This window comes from Streptomyces odontotermitis, from assembly GCF_050510915.1.
Classification (GTDB): domain Bacteria; phylum Actinomycetota; class Actinomycetes; order Streptomycetales; family Streptomycetaceae; genus Streptomyces.
This window is the reverse complement of sequence record NZ_JBNJLS010000003.1, coordinates 564,411-583,006: the sequence shown is the minus strand read 5'-3', so window position 1 is coordinate 583,006 and position 18,596 is coordinate 564,411. Positions and strand designations below refer to the sequence as shown.

At 71.7% G+C, this 18,596-nt stretch carries 17 protein-coding genes; 6 read left to right on the top strand and 11 right to left on the bottom strand.

What is annotated here, in order from left to right; translation table 11 throughout:
* Window positions 1-165 precede the first annotated feature (165 nt).
* On the top strand, window positions 166-1,362 hold the full coding sequence (locus ACQB60_RS13340; RefSeq protein WP_496926129.1) for a dipeptidase: 1,197 nt from the start codon (window positions 166-168) through the stop codon (window positions 1,360-1,362).
* Window positions 1,363-1,414: 52 nt separating this feature from the next.
* Here the strand turns inward: ACQB60_RS13340 and ACQB60_RS13335 are convergent, their stop codons facing one another.
* Together ACQB60_RS13335 and ACQB60_RS13330 are read right to left on the bottom strand one after the other, a co-directional pair.
* Window positions 1,415-1,801, bottom strand: a complete 387-nt coding sequence (locus tag ACQB60_RS13335; protein ID WP_496926128.1) for a VOC family protein — start codon at window positions 1,799-1,801, stop codon at window positions 1,415-1,417.
* A 36-nt stretch (window positions 1,802-1,837) separates the two neighbouring features.
* Window positions 1,838-2,206 (bottom strand): VOC family protein, encoded by a 369-nt coding sequence (locus ACQB60_RS13330; RefSeq protein ID WP_496926127.1) that lies wholly within the window; start codon window positions 2,204-2,206, stop codon window positions 1,838-1,840.
* A 143-nt stretch (window positions 2,207-2,349) separates the two neighbouring features.
* Here ACQB60_RS13330 and ACQB60_RS13325 point away from each other — a divergent pair, with 143 nt between their 5' ends.
* Window positions 2,350-2,862: a CGNR zinc finger domain-containing protein gene (locus tag ACQB60_RS13325; RefSeq protein ID WP_496926126.1), complete on the top strand. Its 513-nt coding sequence runs from the start codon at window positions 2,350-2,352 to the stop codon at window positions 2,860-2,862.
* Between the two features lie 175 nt (window positions 2,863-3,037).
* On the opposite strand, the gene ACQB60_RS13320 is transcribed toward ACQB60_RS13325, so the two are convergent.
* A complete protein-coding gene (locus tag ACQB60_RS13320; protein WP_496926125.1) occupies window positions 3,038-4,363 on the bottom strand; it encodes a UDP-glucose dehydrogenase family protein in 1,326 nt (441 codons plus the stop codon).
* A gap of 186 nt (window positions 4,364-4,549) precedes the next feature.
* Here ACQB60_RS13320 and ACQB60_RS13315 point away from each other — a divergent pair, with 186 nt between their 5' ends.
* On the top strand, window positions 4,550-5,707 hold the full coding sequence (locus ACQB60_RS13315; protein WP_496926124.1) for an acyl-CoA dehydrogenase: 1,158 nt from the start codon (window positions 4,550-4,552) through the stop codon (window positions 5,705-5,707).
* A 316-nt stretch (window positions 5,708-6,023) separates the two neighbouring features.
* On the opposite strand, the gene ACQB60_RS13310 is transcribed toward ACQB60_RS13315, so the two are convergent.
* Genes ACQB60_RS13310 through ACQB60_RS13300 form a run of 3 tightly spaced genes read right to left on the bottom strand, consistent with a single transcriptional unit; the run spans window position 6,024 to window position 8,915 of the window.
* Window positions 6,024-7,220, bottom strand: a complete 1,197-nt coding sequence (locus ACQB60_RS13310; RefSeq protein ID WP_496926123.1) for a dipeptidase — start codon at window positions 7,218-7,220, stop codon at window positions 6,024-6,026.
* Between the two features lie 4 nt (window positions 7,221-7,224).
* Window positions 7,225-7,764, bottom strand: a complete 540-nt coding sequence (gene purE / locus ACQB60_RS13305) for a 5-(carboxyamino)imidazole ribonucleotide mutase (protein ID WP_496926122.1) — start codon at window positions 7,762-7,764, stop codon at window positions 7,225-7,227.
* The gene (locus ACQB60_RS13300; protein ID WP_496926121.1) at window positions 7,761-8,915 is read right to left on the bottom strand and encodes a 5-(carboxyamino)imidazole ribonucleotide synthase; all 1,155 of its coding nucleotides are present in this window, start codon (window positions 8,913-8,915) and stop codon (window positions 7,761-7,763) included. The genes purE and ACQB60_RS13300 overlap by 4 nt, the downstream gene beginning before the upstream one ends.
* Window positions 8,916-9,179: 264 nt before the next feature.
* Here ACQB60_RS13300 and ACQB60_RS13295 point away from each other — a divergent pair, with 264 nt between their 5' ends.
* Window positions 9,180-9,707, top strand: a complete 528-nt coding sequence (locus tag ACQB60_RS13295; protein ID WP_496926120.1) for a GtrA family protein — start codon at window positions 9,180-9,182, stop codon at window positions 9,705-9,707.
* Between the two features lie 29 nt (window positions 9,708-9,736).
* Here the strand turns inward: ACQB60_RS13295 and ACQB60_RS13290 are convergent, their stop codons facing one another.
* Window positions 9,737-11,011, bottom strand: a complete 1,275-nt coding sequence (locus tag ACQB60_RS13290) for a sensor histidine kinase (protein WP_496926119.1) — start codon at window positions 11,009-11,011, stop codon at window positions 9,737-9,739.
* 69 nt (window positions 11,012-11,080) lie between these two features.
* A complete protein-coding gene (locus tag ACQB60_RS13285) occupies window positions 11,081-11,758 on the bottom strand; it encodes a response regulator transcription factor (protein WP_384840253.1) in 678 nt (225 codons plus the stop codon).
* 484 nt (window positions 11,759-12,242) lie between these two features.
* On the opposite strand from ACQB60_RS13285, the gene ACQB60_RS13280 reads away from it, so the two are divergent.
* Together ACQB60_RS13280 and ACQB60_RS13275 are read left to right on the top strand one after the other, a co-directional pair.
* The gene (locus ACQB60_RS13280; RefSeq protein ID WP_496926118.1) at window positions 12,243-13,739 is read left to right on the top strand and encodes a peptide MFS transporter; all 1,497 of its coding nucleotides are present in this window, start codon (window positions 12,243-12,245) and stop codon (window positions 13,737-13,739) included.
* Between the two features lie 102 nt (window positions 13,740-13,841).
* The gene (locus ACQB60_RS13275; RefSeq protein WP_496926117.1) at window positions 13,842-14,723 is read left to right on the top strand and encodes an alpha/beta hydrolase; all 882 of its coding nucleotides are present in this window, start codon (window positions 13,842-13,844) and stop codon (window positions 14,721-14,723) included.
* Window positions 14,724-14,905: 182 nt separating this feature from the next.
* On the opposite strand, the gene ACQB60_RS13270 is transcribed toward ACQB60_RS13275, so the two are convergent.
* The 3 genes from ACQB60_RS13270 to ACQB60_RS13260 are packed head-to-tail and all read right to left on the bottom strand — an operon-like array spanning window position 14,906 to window position 18,473.
* The gene (locus ACQB60_RS13270; RefSeq protein WP_496926181.1) at window positions 14,906-16,243 is read right to left on the bottom strand and encodes a hypothetical protein; all 1,338 of its coding nucleotides are present in this window, start codon (window positions 16,241-16,243) and stop codon (window positions 14,906-14,908) included.
* Window positions 16,244-16,281: 38 nt separating this feature from the next.
* Window positions 16,282-17,448 carry a hypothetical protein gene (locus ACQB60_RS13265; protein WP_496926180.1) on the bottom strand — a complete coding sequence of 389 codons (1,167 nt, stop codon included), beginning with the start codon at window positions 17,446-17,448 and terminating at the stop codon, window positions 16,282-16,284.
* A 35-nt stretch (window positions 17,449-17,483) separates the two neighbouring features.
* Window positions 17,484-18,473 (bottom strand): COG1470 family protein, encoded by a 990-nt coding sequence (locus tag ACQB60_RS13260; protein WP_496926116.1) that lies wholly within the window; start codon window positions 18,471-18,473, stop codon window positions 17,484-17,486.
* Between the last annotated feature and the right edge of the window lie 123 nt (window positions 18,474-18,596).

The following is an 18,596-nucleotide window of genomic DNA, read 5'->3' as shown; positions in this document are numbered from 1 at the left end:
GGATGGCCGCTCACGTACGACCGTCACCGATGACCGCTCACGTACGACCGTGAAAGGCCCCGTACGACGGCCCGTACCCCCGAACGCTCCGCCCGCCGCGAAGCCCCGGCATGGACGTGTCACCGTGGTGCGAACTGCCGCCACCGCCGACGCCCGGAGCCTGCCATGGCAGACCTGCAGGACGAACTGAACAGCACCGCCGAGGCCGGAGAACTCGACCGGCCAGGCGCCGACGAACGACCCACCGGGGTGGAGCCCGAGCTCCGCCCCGATCCGATTCCCGAGCCCGACGCCACGGACGCGGCCGAGCCGGAGCCCGAACCCGAACCCGAACCCGAACCCGAGCCGGGTGCCTCGCCGTTGCAGCGTGCCCGTGCGCTGCTGCTCGCGCACCCCGTCGCCGACGGGTACAGCGGGCTGCCGCGGCGGCTGCGCGAGCTGCCCTATTACGACCTGGAGCTGGGCGACAACGGCGTGGACACCGATGTGCCGCGGCTGCGCGCGGGCGGCGTCGGGGCGCAGTTCTGGTCCGTGCACGTGCCGGCCGAGCTGGCCGGGGACCGGGCGGTGAGCGCGACCCTGGAGCAGCTCGACCTGGTCAAGCACGTCGTCGCCGGGATCCCGGAGGGGCTGCGCCTCGCGCGCAACGCGTCCGAGACCGCCGACGCCCGGGCCTGTGGCCGCATCGCCGTCCTGACCGGTCCCGCGGGCGCCGCCGCGCTCGGCGACTCGCTCGCCACGCTGCGCGCGCTGCACGCCCTCGGCCTGAGCTCCGTCACGCTCGCGGGCACGTCCTGGGCGGGGCCCGACGGGCTCAGCGCCTTCGGCGAGGAAGTGGTGCGCGAGATGAACCGGCTCGGCGTGCTCGCCGACCTCTCCGGCGCCTCCGACGCGACGGCGCACCGGGTCCTCGCGGTCTCCAAGGCGCCCTCGCTGCTGGCCCGTTCGGGCGCCCGCGCGCTGCGGGACCACCCGGACAACGCCTCCGACGAGCTGCTCGCCGCGCTCGGCGCCGCGAAGGGCCTGTGTCTGGTGCCGCTCGCGGCCGAGCAGACGGGGACGTCGCTCACGGAAGTCGCGGACCACCTCGATCACGTACGCCGGGTCGCGGGCCCGGAGTCCGTGGGGCTCTCCGGCGCCTACGACACGGGCGCCGCGCACGCCGACGAGCTCGCCGACGCGTCCCGCTTCCCCCGCCTCGTCGCCGAACTCATCGAGCGCGGCTGGCCCACCGCCGACCTCGCCCTGCTCACCTGGGGCAACACCCAACGGGCGCTGCGCGGCGCGGACTTCACGGGGCGGGCGGCGCGGGAGCGGAGGGAGGCGTCGACGGCGACGATCGACCGGCTGGACCGGAGGTAGTGCTCGGTACCTTCGGTTGCTTCGGTTGCTTCGGTCGCTTCGGTCGCTTCGGTCAGGGGATCTTGCAGAGGCAGAAGGGGTGGCCCGCCGGGTCCGCGTACACCCGGAAGTCCCTCTTGCCGCCGTCGTCGTCCAGGTCCAGGGGCCGGGCGCCGAGGGCGAGCACCTTCTCCTGGGCGGCGTCGACCTCCTCGTCGGTGCGGCCGGCGTCCAGGTCCAGGTGGAGCTGCTGGGCGTTGCTGTCGGAGTGCGGCCATTCGGGCGGGCGCAGGTCGCTCACCCGCTGGAAGGACACCTTGACGCGGCCGGGGGCGACGAGGTCGACCCAGTCGCCGTCGTCTTCGATGGTGCCGCCGATGATCTCGGCGTAGAACTCGGCAAGTTGGCGGGGGTCGGGGCAGTCGAGAACGATGTTGCGGAGACGCGCGATGGGAGCCACTTCTTCGCTTCCTTTCCTCAGCGGGCGCAGAGGTCCTCAGCAGGCGCAGAGGCAGAACGGGTGTCCTGCCGGGTCCGCGTAAACCCTCCAGTTACGGGTGCGGTCGGCCGCGTCGAGCGCGGTGGCGCCGAGGGCGAGGACCTTGGCCTCCACCTCGTCGAGGGCCTCCCTCTCCACTGTCAGGTCCAGGTGGAACTGCTGCGAGTGGGCGGCGTCGGGCCAGACGGGCGGCGTGTGGCCGGGGGCCTCCTGGAAGGCGAGGGCGGTGCCGCCGTGGCCTTCCAGGTCGACCCAGCCCTCGTCGCCGTCCTTCGGGGTGCCGCCGATGACCGCGGCGTAGAAGTCCGCGAGGGCGTGCGGGTCGGGACAGTCCAGGACGATGACGCCGAGCTTCGCGAGAGCCATGTCTCTCCTCCGAGGTCCGTGGGGACGTGGGTCCAGGGGTCGTGTGGTCGTGGGATCGAGGATGCGCCGTCAGGGTTACCGGGAAGTCTGCTCAACCGGTAACCGTTACCCCATAGTCCCGTACGAAAGGTAACGTCGCAACCATGAATGACAGAGCGCCCGCACCCGGCGGACTCGGCCTGGTCCAGGCCCTGGTGAACACGCTGGACCTGGAGTCGGGCGCCGACGCGCTCGACGCGGCGGAGGGGCGCGAGCGGTTCGGGATCGCCGCGGGGGACGCGGTGGCGGCACGGGAGCTGCGGGAGGCGCTGCGGGTGGCGTGCCTGGCCCATGCGGGGCACGGGCCGCACCGCTCGGGGGTCCCGCCGCTGAGCCAACTCCTCGCGGAGGCACCGCTGTTGGTGACCGTAAGCCCCGAGGACGGCTCCGCCGCGCTGACGGCCGCCGAGCCGTCGTCCCTGGTCGCCCGGGTCGCCTCGGCCATCGCCGAGGGAGTCGCCGCGGGCACCTGGCAGCGGCTCAAGGCGTGCGAGGCGGCGGACTGCCACTGGGCGTACTACGACCGCAGTCCGGCGGGGCGGAGCCGGTGGTGCGACATGGGGGTGTGCGGGGCGCGGGCGAAGATGCGGGCGTATCGGGCGCGGAAGGGTAAGTGAGCCTCTCGGTCCTGCTTGCCCTTGTGGGTGGGTGGGCCTCCGGGGGGCTGCGCCCCCTGGGACCCCGCGCCGCTTCGGGGGCTGCCGCCCCCGAGCCCCCGCTGTCGGCCTGAACGGCCTCGTCCTCAAACGCCGGACGGGCTGGGTGTTCTTCCGCGGCTGGGTGTTCTCCCGCTTACGCCGCCGGGCGCCCCATCGCCCGGTACGTCCAGCCCGCCTCGCGCCACACCGTCGGGTCCAGCGCGTTGCGGCCGTCCAGGATGAGGGGGCGGCCCACCACCGTCGCCAGGCCCGCGGGGTCGAGCTCGCGGAATTCGTGCCACTCCGTGAGGTGCAGGACCACGTCGGCGCCGCGGACCGCGTCCAGGGCCGAGTCCGCGTAGCCGAGGGTCGGGAAGAGGCGGCGGGCGTTGGCCATGCCCTTGGGGTCGTAGACCGTGACCTGGCCGCCCTGGAGGTGGATCTGGCCCGCGACGTTCAGGGCGGGCGAGTCGCGCACGTCGTCCGAGTCCGGCTTGAACGTGGCGCCGAGGACCGCGACGCGCTTGCCGAGGAAGGAGCCGCCGCCGAGGGCCTCGCGGGCCATCTCGACCATCTGGCCGCGGCGGCGCATGTTGATGGAGTCGATCTCGCGGAGGAACGTCAGGGCCTGGTCGGCGCCCAGCTCGCCGGCCCGCGCCATGAACGCGCGGATGTCCTTGGGCAGGCAGCCGCCGCCGAAGCCGATCCCGGCGCGCAGGAACTTCTTCCCGATGCGGTCGTCGTGGCCGAGCGCCTCGGCGAGCTTCACGACGTCGCCGCCGGCGGCCTCGCAGACCTCGGCCATCGCGTTGATGAAGGAGATCTTCGTGGCGAGGAAGGAGTTCGCGGAGGTCTTCACCAGCTCGGCGGTCGGGAAGTCCGTGGAGATGAAGGGCGAGCCCTCGGCGATCGGCGTCGCGTACACCTCGCGCAGCAGCTTCTCGGCGCGCTCACTGGTGACACCCACCACGATGCGGTCGGGGTGCAGCGTGTCCTGGACGGCGAGGCCCTCGCGCAGGAACTCCGGGTTCCAGGCGAGCTCCGCGCCCTCGGGCAGCAGCTCCGCGAGCCGCCCCGCCGAGCCGACCGGCACCGTGGACTTGCCCACGACCAGGGCGTCCGCCGCCAGGTGCGGGGCGAGCGAGGCGAAGGCGCTGTCGACGTAGCTCATGTCGCAGGCGTACTCGCCGTGCTTCTGCGGGGTGTTCACACAGACGAAGTGGACGTCGCCGAACGCCCCGACCTCCGCCCAGTCCATCGTGAAGCGGAGCCGGCCGCTGGCGCCCTCGATCCCGGCGACGTGCTTGCGCAGGAGCTCCTCGAGCCCCGGCTCGTACATCGGCACCTCGCCGCGCTGGAGCATCTCGATCTTCTCGGGCACCACGTCGAGGCCGAGGACCTCGAAGCCGAGCTCGGCCATGGCCGCGGCATGGGTGGCGCCGAGGTAGCCGGTGCCGATCACAGTGATCTTCGGGGCCATGGGTGCTCCATACGTCGTCAGGTGCGGTGGTGCGGTTGGTGCCCGAGCGAGCATAGTCGGGCACTGCCGGGCCCCTCACCGGGCGGATTTCCCGCTGTCAGCAAGCTCACGTATCCCTCGCGTGGGCCGCGCCACTAAAATTTCGGTTACTTAACGGTAATTAGCGTCCTTGGAGCGTGAGAGACCTTGGCCGGATCGGCTGATTTCGACCTGTACCGCCCGTCCGAGGAGCACGACATGCTCCGGGACACGATCCGCTCGCTGGCGGAGGCGAAGATCGCCCCGTTCGCCGCCGCGGTCGACGAGGAGGCCCGCTTCCCGCAGGAGGCCCTCGACGCCCTCGTCGCGTCCGACCTGCACGCCGTGCACGTCCCGGAGTCGTACGGCGGCGCCGGCGCCGACGCGCTCGCCACGGTCATCGTGATCGAGGAGGTCGCGCGGGCGTGCGTGTCCTCGTCGCTGATCCCCGCCGTGAACAAGCTCGGCTCGCTGCCCGTCATCCTCTCCGGCTCCGAGGAGCTGAAGAAGAAGTACCTGGGCCCGCTGGCCAAGGGCGACGCGATGTTCTCGTACTGCCTGAGCGAGCCGGACGCGGGCTCGGACGCGGCCGGCATGAAGACGAAGGCCGTGCGCGACGGCGACTACTGGGTCCTGAACGGCGTGAAGCGCTGGATCACGAACGCCGGTGTCTCCGAGTACTACACCGTCATGGCCGTCACCGACCCCGAGAAGCGGTCGAAGGGCATCAGCGCCTTCGTCGTCGAGAAGAGCGACGAGGGCGTCTCCTTCGGTGCGCCGGAGAAGAAGCTCGGCATCAAGGGCTCGCCGACCCGCGAGGTCTACCTCGACAACGTCCGCATCCCCGCCGACCGCATGATCGGCGAGGAGGGCACCGGTTTCGCGACCGCGATGAAGACCCTCGACCACACCCGCATCACCATCGCCGCGCAGGCGCTCGGTGTCGCGCAGGGCGCCCTCGACTACGCCAAGGGCTACGTCCAGGAGCGCAAGCAGTTCGGCAAGGCCATCGCCGACTTCCAGGGCATCCAGTTCATGCTCGCCGACATGGCGATGAAGATCGAGGCCGCCCGTCAGCTCACCTACGCGGCCGCCGCCAAGTCGGAGCGCGGCGACAAGGACCTCACCTTCCAGGGCGCCGCCGCCAAGTGCTTCGCCTCGGACGTCGCCATGGAGGTCACCACGGACGCCGTCCAGCTGCTCGGCGGCTACGGCTACACCCGTGACTACCCGGTCGAGCGGATGATGCGCGACGCGAAGATCACGCAGATTTATGAAGGCACGAACCAGGTGCAGCGGATCGTGATGGCGCGCAACCTGCCGTAACCTGCCGCCGCGGAAAGGGAGTTCATCCCTTCTGATACGCCGATGGGGCGCCGCTCTTCGTGAGCGGCGCCCCATCGGCGTATCAGCGCGGGTGTCAGCCGTTGTTCGCCCGGCAGGTCGCGAGCCGCGTCTTGGCGCGCGTGCGTAATAGGCGAGTTGTAGTGACATGTCCCCAACTCGCACGGGAGCCCCGTGGCCATCACCATGCTCAAGCGCGCGGCGCCCGGAAGCGGGGCGCCAGGGCAACGAAAGAGGGGCACACCGTCGCGTTCCGCAAACGCGACGGTGTGCCCCCCCGAAGAGAGGTACGGGAACCTCAGCCGTCCAGCCGCGCCAGCGTCGCGATCGACGGGCCCCGCTGCGCCTGCAGATCGCGGGCCACGTCCTCCGCCGCGCCGAGCACCCGCACCGCGTTCTGCCACGTCAGCTTGGCGAGGTCCGGCTTCGACCAGCCGCGGTCCAGGAGCTCCGCGATCAGGTTCGGATAACCCGCCACGTCGTCCAGACCCGAGGGCGTGAACGCCGTGCCGTCGTAGTCGCCGCCGATGCCGATGTGGTCGATGCCCGCCACCTCGCGCATGTGGTCCAGGTGGTCGGCGACCGTCGCGGCCGTGGCGACCGGACGCGGGGTCGACTCCTCGAAGGCCGCGTGGATCTTCATGGCCTCGGGGGTGGTGTCCAGGTGGTGGAAGCCGTGCGCGCGCATGTTCTCGTCGGCGGCGAGGGTCCAGTCGACGGCCGCCTGGAGCACGAACTTGGGCACGAAGGTGGCCATCGCGACGCCGCCGTTGCCGGGCAGGCGCTCCAGGACGTCGTCCGGGATGTTGCGCGGGTGGTCGCAAACCGCGCGCGCGGACGAGTGGGAGAAGATCACCGGGGCCACGGAGGTGTCCAGGGCCGCCCGCATCGTCGTCGCCGCCACGTGCGAGAGGTCCACCAGCATGCCGGTGCGGTTCATCTCCCGGACGACCTCGTGGCCGAACGGGGAGAGGCCGCCCACGCCCGGCTCGTCCGTCGCCGAGTCCGCCCACGCGATGTTGTCGTTGTGGGTGAGGGTCATGTAGCGGACGCCGAGCGTGTGCAGCGCCCGCAGCGTCGCGAGGGAGTTGTTGATGGAGTGGCCGCCCTCGGCGCCCATGAGCGACGCGATGCGGCCCTCGGAGCGGGCCTTCTCCATGTCCGCGGCGGTCAGGGCGCGGGCCAGGTCCGCCGGGTAGCGGGTCAGCAACTGCCGGACGCAGTCGATCTGTTCGAGGGTGGCGCTCACCGCCTCGTCGCCCGTCATGTCCGTACGGACGTAGACCGACCAGAACTGCGCGCCGACGCCGCCCGCGCGCAGGCGGGCGATGTCGGTGTGCAGGCTGCCCGTCTGGTCCGCCGCGATGTCGAGGCGGTCGATGTCGTAGCCGGCCTTCTCGCGCAGGGCCCAGGGGAGGTCGTTGTGGCCGTCCACCACCGGGAAGTCGGCGAGCAGGGCGCGGGCTTCGTCGAGCGTGCTCAGGGGATCCGTCATGCGATCACTTTCCCGAGCCGAAGCCGAAGCCGGAACCCGCCCCGTCGACCTTGGCACGAAGTCGCTTGCCCTTCTCGGTCGCCTGGTCGTTCAGCTCCTGCTGGAACTCCCGCATGCGGCCGAGCAGTTCGGGGTCGTGCGTGGCGAGCATCCGGGCCGCGAGCAGGCCCGCGTTGCGGGCGCCGCCCACCGAGACCGTCGCCACCGGGACGCCCGCGGGCATCTGCACGATGGACAGGAGGGAGTCCATGCCGTCCAGGTACTTCAGGGGGACGGGCACGCCGATCACCGGCAGCGGGGTGACGGAGGCGAGCATGCCCGGGAGGTGGGCCGCTCCCCCGGCGCCCGCGATGATCGCCTTCAGGCCGCGGTCGGCCGCGTGCTCGCCGTACGCGATCATCTCGTGCGGCATGCGGTGCGCGGAGACGACATCGACCTCGTACGGGATCTCGAACTCGTCGAGGGCCTTGGCGGCGGCCTCCATGACGGGCCAGTCCGAGTCGGAGCCCATGACGATGCCGACGAGGGGGTGCGCGGGACTCATTCGGTGATCGTTCCTCTGAGGTAGCCGGCTGCGTGACGGGCGCGCTCCAGCACGTCGTCGAGGTCGTCGCCGTAGGTGTTGACGTGGCCGACCTTGCGGCCGGGCTTCACGTCCTTTCCGTACATGTGGATCTTGAGCTGGGGGTCCCGGGCCATGCAGTGCAGATACGCGGCGTACATGTCGGGGTAGTCGCCGCCCAGGACGTTCGCCATGACCGTCCACGGGGCGCGCGGGCGCGGGTCGCCGAGCGGGAGGTCGAGAACCGCGCGGACGTGGTTGGCGAACTGGGACGTGATCGCGCCGTCCTGCGTCCAGTGGCCGGAGTTGTGCGGGCGCATCGCCAGCTCGTTGACGAGGATGCGGCCGTCCCGGGTCTCGAAGAGCTCCACCGCGAGGTGGCCGACGACGTCGAGCTCCTTCGCGATGCGCAGCGCCAACTCCGAGGCGGCCACGGCGAGTTCGGGGTCGAGGTCGGGGGCGGGGGCGATCACCGTGTCGCAGACGCCGTCGACCTGCTGGGACTCCACGACGGGGTAGGCGACGGCCTGGCCGTGCGGCGAGCGCACCACGTTGGCGGCGAGCTCGCGGGCGAAGTCGACCTTCTCCTCGGCGAGCACCGGCACCCCGGCGCGGAAGGGATCCTCGGCGTCCTCGACGCAGCGGACGAACCACACCCCCTTGCCGTCGTAGCCGCCACGCACCGTCTTCAGGATGACCGGAAAGCCGTCCCCGCCGTCCGTCGCGCCCTCCGCGGCGAAGGCGGCCACGTCGGCCGGGTCCTTCACGATGCGGTGGCGCGGACAGGGAGCGCCGATCTCCGTGAGCTTCGCGCGCATCACACCCTTGTCCTGGGCGTGCACCAGCGCGTCGGGCCCCGGCCGGACGGGGATGCCGTCCGCTTCCAGGGCCCGTAGGTGCTCGGTGGGTACGTGTTCGTGATCGAAAGTGATCACGTCGCAGCCCCGCGCGAAGTCACGCAGCGTGTCGAGGTCGCGATAGTCGCCGATGACGACATCGCCGACGACCTGCGCCGCGGAATCCTGCGGGGTGTCACTGAGGAGCTTGAATCTGAGGCCGAGGGGGATGCCCGCCTCGTGGGTCATGCGGGCGAGCTGACCGCCGCCGACCATGCCGACTACCGGGAACGTCACACCCACAGGGTATCGGCCATCCGAGGACGGCCGAGAACCGCCGGGAACGGGGCGGGGTCGAGCGGGAACGGGCGGGAACGCGGCGGAATCCACTCAACCTGCGGGCCCCCTGAATGCGTCACCTGTCACAGCGGTGCCACAGAGACAGCCGTCCCCGCGCGCTGTCGGGAGGCGCTGGTTAGCATGGCTGGGTTGACGCGATGACCAACGCGTGACGAACGCGTGACCAAGACGACCGATGCGACGGGGGCTGGGGCGACCACCATGACGGAACATGGCGCACTGCGGGTGCGACTGGACCGGCTCGCGCGCGAAGTGGCCAAGTTCGGCGCGGTGGGCGCGCTCGGCACACTCGTGAACTTCGCGGTCTTCAACCTCGTGCGGCACCTCACGGACCTGCACGTGGTGCGGGCCAGCGTGATCGCCACGGTCGTCGCGATCGTCTTCAACTACGTGGGCTACCGCTACTTCACGTACCGGGACCGCGACAAGAGCGGCCGCACCAAGGAGCTCACGCTCTTCCTGCTGTTCAGCGCCGTCGGCCTGGTGATCGAGAACGGCGTGCTGTACGCGGCGACGTACTGGTTCGGCTGGGACAGCCGCATCCAGTCGAACGTCTTCAAGTTCGTCGGCATGGGCATCGCGATGCTGTTCCGCTTCTGGTCGTACCGGACCTGGGTGTTCAAGACACTGCCCGCGCGCGAGGCCGTCGCCCATGCGGAATCGTTCCTCGAAGAGAGCGCGGACGGCGCGGCGGCCGGGGAGCGGACCGCCGCCCAGCGCGCCCGCTGACCCGTACGCCGGGCACGTACGCCAGGTACCTACCTGACCGTCTTCTCGCCCGCCCCCGCCACCGGCCGCTGCAGCGGCGTCCGCGACAGGAAGAGGGCGAAGACCGGCGGCTTCGTCTGCAGCATCTCCAGGCGGCCGCCGTCCGCCTCCGCCAGGTCGCGGGCGACCGCGAGGCCGATGCCCGTCGAGTTCCGCCCGCTGATGGTGCGCTCGAAGATCCGCGAGCCCAGCTCCGGGGGCACGCCAGGCCCGCCGTCCGTGACCTCCACGACCGCCTGGTTGCCGGTGACGCGGGTGCGCAGGGCGACGGTGCCGCCGCCGTGCATCAGGGAGTTCTCGATCAGCGCGGCCAGGACCTGGGCGACCGCTCCGGGGGTGCCCACGGCCTGGAGGTGGCGCTTGCCGGAGCTGACGATGGCGCGGCCCGCGCTGCGGTAGGCCGGGCGCCACTCCTCCAGCTGCTGCTTGATCACCTCGTCCAGGTCGAAGGCGACGGCCGAGCCGGTGCGCGGGTCGCGGGAGTTGGTGAGCAGCCGCTCCACCACGTCGGTGAGCCGCTCGACCTGGGCGAGGGCGATCGTCGCCTCCTCCTTCACCTCCGCCAGGTCCTCGGTCATGGTGATCTCCTCCAGGCGCATCGAGAGCGCCGTGAGAGGGGTGCGCAGCTGGTGCGAGGCGTCGGCGGCCAGGCGCCGCTCGGCGGTGAGCATGCGCGCGATGCGCTCGGCCGAGGCGTCCAGGACGTCCGCGACGCGGTCCAGCTCCGGGACCCCGTACCGCTTGTGGCGGGGCCTCGGGTCGCCGGAGCCGAGGCGCTCGGCGGTCTCCGCGAGGTCGGTGAGCGGGGAGGCGAGCCGGTTGGCCTGGCGCACCGCGAGCAGGACGGCGGCGATGACGGCGAGCAGCGCCACGGCGCCGATGATCAGCAGGGTGCGGCCGACCTCGCGGGTCACCGCGGTCCGCGGCTCCTCGACGGTGACCTTCTCGCCCTTGTCGCCGTAGCGGGTCCCGCTGATCACGTCGCCGGTGGGGCGGGTGCCGATCTCGATCGGGCGGCGGCCCGGGATCTCGATGCGGGCGTACCGGTCGCCGGCGACCTGGTCGTGCAGGATGTCCGCGCTGATCCGCTCGTCACTGATCAGCCGGGAGTCCACGATGCTGACCAGGCGGACGACCTCGGAGTCCACGCGCTCCTGGGCGCTGTTGCTGATCGTCCGGGTCTCGACGATCACGAGTGACACCCCGAAGACGGCGATCACCACGAGGACGACGGCGAGGGTGGAGTTGATGAGGCGGCGGCGCATTCACCCAGTGTCCCGGACGGGCGCCCCCGCAGGGGTTCAACGTCTCGGACGGGGTGCCCCGCCAGTGCCTCAACTCTTCTCGAAGCGGAACCCCACACCCCGTACCGTCGCGATGTACCGCGGGTTCGCCGCGTCGTCGCCGAGCTTCTTGCGGAGCCAGGAGATGTGCATGTCGAGGGTCTTGGTCGACGACCACCACGTGGTGTCCCAGACCTCGCGCATCAGCTGGTCGCGGGTGACGACCCGGCCCGCGTCCCGCACCAGGACCCGGAGCAGGTCGAACTCCTTGGCGGTGAGCTGGAGTTCCTCGTCGCCCATCCACGCCCGGTGCGACTCCACGTCGATCCGCACGCCGTGTGTCGCGGGCGCCTCCTTGGGCTCGGCGGCGCCGCGGCGCAGCAGGGCCCGGACGCGGGCGAGGAGCTCGGCGAGGCGGAACGGCTTGGTCACGTAGTCGTCGGCGCCGGCGTCGAGCCCGACGACGGTGTCCACCTCGTCGGCGCGCGCGGTCAGAATCAGGATCGGCACCGTGTGGCCCTCGGCGCGCATCCGCCGGGCCACCTCCAGGCCGTCCATGCCGGGCAGCCCCAGGTCGAGTACGACGAGATCGATACTCCCCTGAAGGCCCGCGTCGAGGGCGGTCGGGCCGTCCTCACGCACTTCGACCTCGTAACCCTCCCTGCGCAGGGCGCGGGCCAGCGGCTCCGAGATGGACGCGTCGTCCTCGGCGAGCAGTACACGGGTCATGGAGTGATGGTAGTCCGCGACGGAACAAGGGTGTGGCGTGATCTGCGGGGTTGCTGAGGCGGGTGGTGCCGCCTGCGCCCGTGGGATGCGATCCTGGGAAACACCTTCGAATCAGGGCCGTTGGTTCCAGCAGGACCTGTGATCCATCTCTCAAGTCCTTCCATATGCCGCGTTGACGTGTCGTATGGTGACCCAACGCCTGATGCACTACCAAGGACCTTTGGCCCGCTGTGCGCGCCTTAGGTCTCTTTTATGTGCGGGCTGGCCACCACCAGCCTTGAAAGGAATGACCTGTGGTCGGGCCCCGCGCGCGAGGATGCGCCCGGGGTGTGGATCTCGGAGTCGCCGCCCAACGCCCTCCTCTTCGACGGAGGGCACATCCCCCTCGGGCGTGGGGGCGGGACGGACGACCCCGGTGCCGACCGCCCCCCACCGGGCGCGCACACGCTCCTGCCAGCGCGTCCCGAACCACGAGGATCGACCCATGGCGTCCAGCCTGACGAAGGACTCGCCCAGCACCCCTGGCTCCGAGAAGACCTTCTTCGGCCACCCCCGCGGACTGGCCACGCTCTTCATGACCGAGATGTGGGAGCGCTACAGCTTCTACGGCATGAAGGCGCTTCTCCCGCTGTATCTGATCGCGCCCGGCGGCATGAACATGAATGCCACCACGGCGACGGCGATCTACTCCGTCTACATGGCGATGGTCTATCTGCTCGCCATGCCCGGCGGCTGGATGGCCGACCGCTTCTGGGGGCCGCGCAAGACGGTCGCCATCGGCGCCGGTGTCGTCATCCTCGGACACATCACGCTCGCGCTTCCCACCGCGGCGACGTTCTTCGCGGGCCTCGTGCTCGTGGCGCTCGGCTCCGGCCTGCTGAAGGCCAACATCTCCACGATGGTCGGCCACCTCTACAACGGTCCCGAGGACCCGCGCCGCGACGGTGGCTTCACGCTCTTCTACATCGGCATCAACCTCGGTGCCTTCTTCGCGCCGCTGAGCATCGGCACCGTCGGCGAGAACGTCAACTGGCACCTCGGCTTCACGCTGGCCGCGGTCGGCATGGCCCTGGGTCTGGCCCAGTTCATGCTCGGCACCCGCCACCTGAGCCCGGAGAGCAGCGTCGTCTCGCAGCCGGCCACGCCGGAGCAGAAGCAGCGCGCCATCCGCAACGGCCTGATCTGGCTGATCGTCGCGGGCGTCTTCTACACGCTGCTCGCCGTGACCGGGAACTTCGCCGACTGGGCGCTGATGCCGATCATCATCGCCGGCCTGATCATCCCGATCGCCGTCCTGGCCCGCATGAAGCGCGACAAGGAGCTGACCCAGCTCGAGCAGACGAAGCTCTCCGGCTACGTCTGGTTCTTCGTGGTCGCCGCGATCTTCTGGATGATCTACGACCAGAACGGCTCGACGCTGTCGGTCTTCGGCAAGGAGTCGACGACCAACAACCTGCTCGGGTTCGACTTCCCGACGTCCTGGTACCAGTCGCTGAACCCGATCTTCGTCATGGCGATGGCCCCCGTGGTCGCCTCGCTCTGGCTGTGGCTGAACAAGCGGGGCAAGGAGCCGAGCACCGCGGTCAAGTTCTCCTCCAGCCTCGCGCTGATCGGCATCTCGTTCGCCGTCTTCCTCATCCCGATGATCGACACCGCCAACAACGGCGGCAAGGTCTCCCCGATGTGGCTGGTGTCGATCTACTTCATCCAGACCGTCGGTGAGCTCTGCCTCTCCCCGGTCGGCCTGTCGGTCACCACGAAGATGGCTCCGGCCAAGTACAGCTCCCAGATGATGGGTGTCTGGTTCCTCGCGGTCACCGCGGGCGACTCGGTCGCGGGCCTGCTGACCTCGCCGCAGCTGAACGTCAACCTGAACACCTCAGGGGCGGTCATGGTGGAGGCGATCCTCGCGGTCGTCGCGGGCTTCGGGATCTTCCTGAACCGCAAGAAGGTCAAGCAGCTGATGGGCAGCGTCAACTGACGCCTCCCCCTTCGCTCCGACCGAGGGCCGTCGCACCATCCGGTGCGGCGGCCCTTGGCGTTTCTGCGGGGGCGCGGGCGCGGGCCGGGGCAGCATCGGCGCATGCGCCAAGCCCTGCCGCGTCGTGCGTTCCCGCTCCGCCGCGCGTTCCTGCTCCGCCGTGCGCTGCCCGTCCTCGCCCTGTGCGGGGCGCTCCTGTCGTCCGGTACGGCCGCCCACGCGGCCCCCGGCCCCGGCCCCGGCCGGACCTTCTCGTACGGGTCCCACGCCCGCCAGACCCTCACGGTGTACGGCGACCGGGGCCCTTCCTTGGTGATCCTGCACGGCGGGTACTGGTCCCGGGACACCGACTGGAGCCGCTGGGCGCGCTGGTTCGCGGCCCGCGGGTTCACCGTGTACGACACCGACTACCGGCTCACGTCCGACGCCGTGTGGCCCGCACAGCGCGACGACGTCCTGGCCGCCCTGCGCTGGGTGCGGCACCGCCACGGCGGGGCGCGGCCGCTGGTGCTCGGCTCGTCGGCGGGCGGCCACCTGGCGGTGAGCGCGGCGACGTACGGGGCGGGCCGGAGCCGGGTGCGCGGGGTGGTCGCCCTCTCCCCCGTGGCCTCGCCCCACCGGGCGTGGGTGGACGGGGCGCGGCCGGGCGCCTCGGCCGAGCGGCGGGCCCTGCGCCGGGCGGCGGTGCGCCTCGCCGGGTGCGCGCCGGACCGGGACGGGCACCGCTGCCGGGAGCGCTGGGACGACCTGGCGGCCGTGTCCCACGCCTCGGGGGCGGACGACGCACCGATGTTCCTCGCCCACACGGACGGCGACTTCGTGCCGGTGCGGCACTCCACCGAACTCGCCGGTGCAGAGCGGAGGTTGGGGCTGGACGACATCACCGTACGGACGGTGCGGGGGTCTTCGGCGCACGGGGTGGGGTTGTTGCGGGAGCCGGGAGTGGCGAGGACGGCGCTGAAATGGCTACAGGCACACGCATAGGGCGCCCTGCAGGGGCGCGGGGCTGTGACGTCTGCGGCTCCGCCGCGCGGGCGCAACCGGCTGCAGGCGCCCCGACAGGGGCGCGGGGAACTGCGCGACCGGCCACAGCCGGTCCGCAGCTCCCCACGCGCCCGCAGCACGTCCGCCGCACCGCGAGCTCGGCCTGGATCACCCGTGACGCGTCAGCGCAGCCGCCTCCGCTTCGGCAGGAACGTGAACACGGCACCGCCAAGAAGGATGACCGTGCCCGCGACGAGCCCGAGAGCCCGCAGCGCACCGTTGTTCTCGGCGCCGGTCTCGGCGAGGCCGCCGCCGGACGCCGACGCGCCGCCACCGCTCGCTGCCGCGCCACCGGAGCCCGAGCCGCCGGCCGAGCCGGACCCGCCCGCGGAGCCGGAGCCGCCCGACGCACCGCCCGGCTGGGCGGACGTGTCGAGTTCGAGGGAGACCTCGCTCTTCGCGGGCGTGCACGTCGTCGTCGTGCCGAGCGCCTTCACCGTGAGGACGCCGGGCGAGAGAGTCGCCTTGCCGTCGGCGCCCGGCTTATAGGTCCCTGTCAGGTCAGGGATGCTGATGGGGGCGCCGGACTTGATGGGCTCCTTGTTGGTCGGGCCCTCGACCGGCACCGTGCCCTTGTCGGCGCCGCCCAGCTTGACCTCCATCGACGGCTTCACGGAGTTCGCCGGGATGTCGGCCGGGCTGTCCATCACGGACTTCTTGAACTGGACCGTGAGGGCGTAACTCCCGCCGTTCTTCTTGGCGTTGATCTGGACCGGCGAGGTCGCTTCCTTGTCGCCGATCGGGGTCTTGCACTTGTAGGGGGTCTGGACTTCCTTGCCCGGGAAGTCGGTCTTGCCGCCGTCGTCACCGCCGGTGCTGCCACCGGAGGAGCTGCCGCCGGCCGAGCCGCCCGTGGACCCTCCGGTGGCCCCTCCGGTGGACCCGCCGGTCGAGCCACCGGTGGTGCCGCCCGTCGTACCGGCGGACGTACCGCCCGAACTCCCGCCGCCGTCCGCGACCTTGATGGTCGCGCCCGGCTTCACCTGCTCCTCGGGCGTGCACTTGGTGTCCGTGTTGACCGGCTTGTTGACGTTGATGTTGTACGCGTCCGGGGTGAGCGTGACCTCCCCGGCCTTCGTCAGCTTCAGCTTGGCCTTCATGTCGGACAGGACCATCGGGGCGCCCTTGGGGATGGGCGGGTTGGTGCGGGTGCCCTCCATCTTCAGGTCCCCGGTCTGCGCGCCGCCCACCTTGAGGGTGCCGGTCGGCAGGACCGTGTCCTTGTCCAGGTCGAGGATGTCGGGGTTCTTGGAGGCGCCCTCGACGGTCTTCCACACCACCTCGACCTCGTCGCCGACCTTCGCGTCGGCGGGCGCGGTGATCTCCACCTTGGTGGTGCCGTGGATGTCCGGCAGACCCGAGATGGGCGGCGGCACACACTTCGTCTTGTACGCGACCTCGGCGGCGGCCGCCTGCGCGGGCACCGTGCTGGTCAGCACGAGGCCCGCCCCGCCGAGCATGAGCGCGACTCCCGCCGCACCGGCTCTCCGTTTCCTGATCACGTGGTCCCCTTCTCATTGGGCGTGTTGGTCCTGGGAGTGCTGTTCTCGGACGGTGCGGAGAGCTGTCCGGCCGGGGGTGCGCCGGGGTCGGTGTCGGGGGTGAACCACGGCAGTGCCGCGGTCGAGGTGGTGCTCGCGTCCGCCCCCGAGCGCGCGGACGGCTTGGGTTTCGTACGGGAGGGCGTACGGGACGGGGTGCGGGCCGCGCCGTCGGCGGCGAGCGCGCCCTGCGGCAGCCGCAACTTCGGCAGCCGGGCGGTGACTTCGGACAGGCGGCCGCCGCGGTGGCGGCCCGCGGCGCCGGAACCGGAGCGGCGTGCCGGGCGGAAGCGGTCCACGACCGCCATGCCGATGCGGAACACGGCCGCCGGCACGACGACGCAGAGCAGGATCCAGAAGAGCGTGACGCCCCAGGGGCGGCCCACGCCCCACGGCTTCTCGGCGAGGACCTTGTCCCCGAACTTCAGCGAGACGAGGTAGTCGCCGTGCGCGCCCGCGGCGAGCTCCACCGGGAGCTCGATCTGCGCCTTCTTGCCCGGCGCGATCGTCCCCTTCCACTGCTGCTCCTCCCACTGCGGGGCGAACACCCCGTGGGAGGTGCCGACTTGGAAGACCGGGTCCTTGACGGGGGCCGAGCCCACGTTGCCCACGGTGAAGACGAACTTGCGGGACGGCGGGGCGCCGAACCAGGTCAGGAGGGAGCCGGAGCCGTCGAGGCGGGTGTCGGTCAGGACGGAGAGCTTGCCGCCGGTCTGCTGCGCGGGAAGCGGCTTCACGGGGTGGCCCGCGACCTTGAACTCGGCGTCCGCCATGGCCTTTTCACCGGTCACCGTCGCGACGTGCACGACGCAGGGGCAGGGCACGGGCGGCTCGGCGACGGCGAGCTTCTTGCGGAAGGCGCCCTTGCCGTCGGTGGTGACGGCCAGGCCGTCGGAGTTGGCACAGGAGTTGGTGCCGCCGAGGACGCCCTTGCCGGGGGCGGACTGCCCGCAGATCAGCATCATGAGCAGCGCCTTCTTGCGCCACCCCGCACCGGTGACGGTGATGGAACCACCCTTGCCCGCCTGGGACTTGGAGAGTGTGACCGTGGGCTCGTCCGCGGCTGCGGCGGTGCCCTGCGGGAGGGCGGTGAACCCTATGACCGCCAGGACCGCGGCCACCATCGCGAGCCGGATCGACCTCGAGGTACCTTCGCCGTTCACAGTTGCTCTCCCGTCCCCGTGGCCGTACCCACTGCCGCCAACTCACGTGTCTCTTCGGGTTCTTGCTCCACCGGTGGCCGTCCGCGCCTGCGTCTGCGCACGACGTGGGCCGCGCCGCCCGCCGCGCCGAGCAGGAGCACGCCGCCGCCCGCCACCGCGCCCCACGGCACGAACCGCGCCGACGCCGTCGCCGTGTCGCGGGCGCCGCCCGCCGCGGTGACCGAGAGCTTCACGTCGACCGAGTCGAGGGCGGGGGCGTCCCGCCATGGTTCGGTCAGGGTGACCCGGCGGCCGGGGACGAGTTCGACCGGGAGCGTCCGGGGGGCGCGGTCCAGGACGGTGCCGAAGAGGCCCTCGGCGTGCACCGCGAGCCGGGGGCGCAGCACCGTGTTGCCGCGGTTCACCAGGTCGTACGAGATCCGCTTCCCGCCGACCTCGACGCGCTCGACGGTCACGGCGGACAGCGTCGGCCCGCTCACCCGCAGGTGCAGGCGGACGGCCGCGTCCCGGCCGCCGTCGCTCCCGACGATCACGCCGGGGTGGTCGCCCGGAACCGCGCCCGCCGGGACGGTCACCGTGAACGGCACCTCGGCCCGGGTGCGCGGCGGCACCTTCACCTCCCTCTTGGCGAAGGTGATCCAGGAGCCGGTGTCCGTGGACCTGCCCTTGGCCGGGCGCGCGCCCGTCCCGGTGTCGTCGGGGTCGGCGCCCCGCAGCCGGATCGTGCGGGGCTTCGCCGAGGGGTTGGTGACCGCGACCTTGTCCTCCAGGACGGCGCCGGGTGAGCCCTCCGCGTAGAAGTAGGGCCGCCCGTCCTCGGCGGGCCGGGTCCCGCCCCCCGCCGAGGGGGTCAGGGACCAGTCGGCGGTGTCCGCGCGGGCCGCGGGGGCGGGCCCGGCGAGCAGCACCACGGCGGCGGCCAGGCATGCGGAGGCGGCCGCGCGCGCTCCACGCACGGCACGCACGGCGGACAGCACGGAGTGCATCGGCGGCTCCTGATCTTCGTACGGGGGCGGAGTCGGCGGACGGAGGAAAGGACGAACGGATCGGCGGACGGATCAGCGGACGGGTCGGCGGACGGATCCGTAGCCGGATCGGTGACCGGATCG

Coding starts and splice junctions, on each gene's coding strand:
- ACQB60_RS13285 (WP_384840253.1), bottom strand. CDS start 11,758: ATGACCCGTGTACTGCTCGCCGAGGACGACGCGTCCATCTCGGAGCCG.
- ACQB60_RS13270 (WP_496926181.1), bottom strand. CDS start 16,243: ATGCTCGGCGGGGCGGGCCTCGTGCTGACCAGCACGGTGCCCGCGCAG.
- ACQB60_RS13290 (WP_496926119.1), bottom strand. CDS start 11,011: ATGCGCCGCCGCCTCATCAACTCCACCCTCGCCGTCGTCCTCGTGGTG.
- ACQB60_RS13295 (WP_496926120.1), top strand. CDS start 9,180: ATGACGGAACATGGCGCACTGCGGGTGCGACTGGACCGGCTCGCGCGC.
- ACQB60_RS13330 (WP_496926127.1), bottom strand. CDS start 2,206: ATGGCTCTCGCGAAGCTCGGCGTCATCGTCCTGGACTGTCCCGACCCG.
- ACQB60_RS13325 (WP_496926126.1), top strand. CDS start 2,350: ATGAATGACAGAGCGCCCGCACCCGGCGGACTCGGCCTGGTCCAGGCC.
- ACQB60_RS13275 (WP_496926117.1), top strand. CDS start 13,842: ATGCGCCAAGCCCTGCCGCGTCGTGCGTTCCCGCTCCGCCGCGCGTTC.
- ACQB60_RS13280 (WP_496926118.1), top strand. CDS start 12,243: ATGGCGTCCAGCCTGACGAAGGACTCGCCCAGCACCCCTGGCTCCGAG.
- purE (WP_496926122.1), bottom strand. CDS start 7,764: ATGAGTCCCGCGCACCCCCTCGTCGGCATCGTCATGGGCTCCGACTCG.
- ACQB60_RS13265 (WP_496926180.1), bottom strand. CDS start 17,448: ATGGTGGCCGCGGTCCTGGCGGTCATAGGGTTCACCGCCCTCCCGCAG.
- ACQB60_RS13310 (WP_496926123.1), bottom strand. CDS start 7,220: ATGACGGATCCCCTGAGCACGCTCGACGAAGCCCGCGCCCTGCTCGCC.
- ACQB60_RS13340 (WP_496926129.1), top strand. CDS start 166: ATGGCAGACCTGCAGGACGAACTGAACAGCACCGCCGAGGCCGGAGAA.
- ACQB60_RS13260 (WP_496926116.1), bottom strand. CDS start 18,473: ATGCACTCCGTGCTGTCCGCCGTGCGTGCCGTGCGTGGAGCGCGCGCG.
- ACQB60_RS13320 (WP_496926125.1), bottom strand. CDS start 4,363: ATGGCCCCGAAGATCACTGTGATCGGCACCGGCTACCTCGGCGCCACC.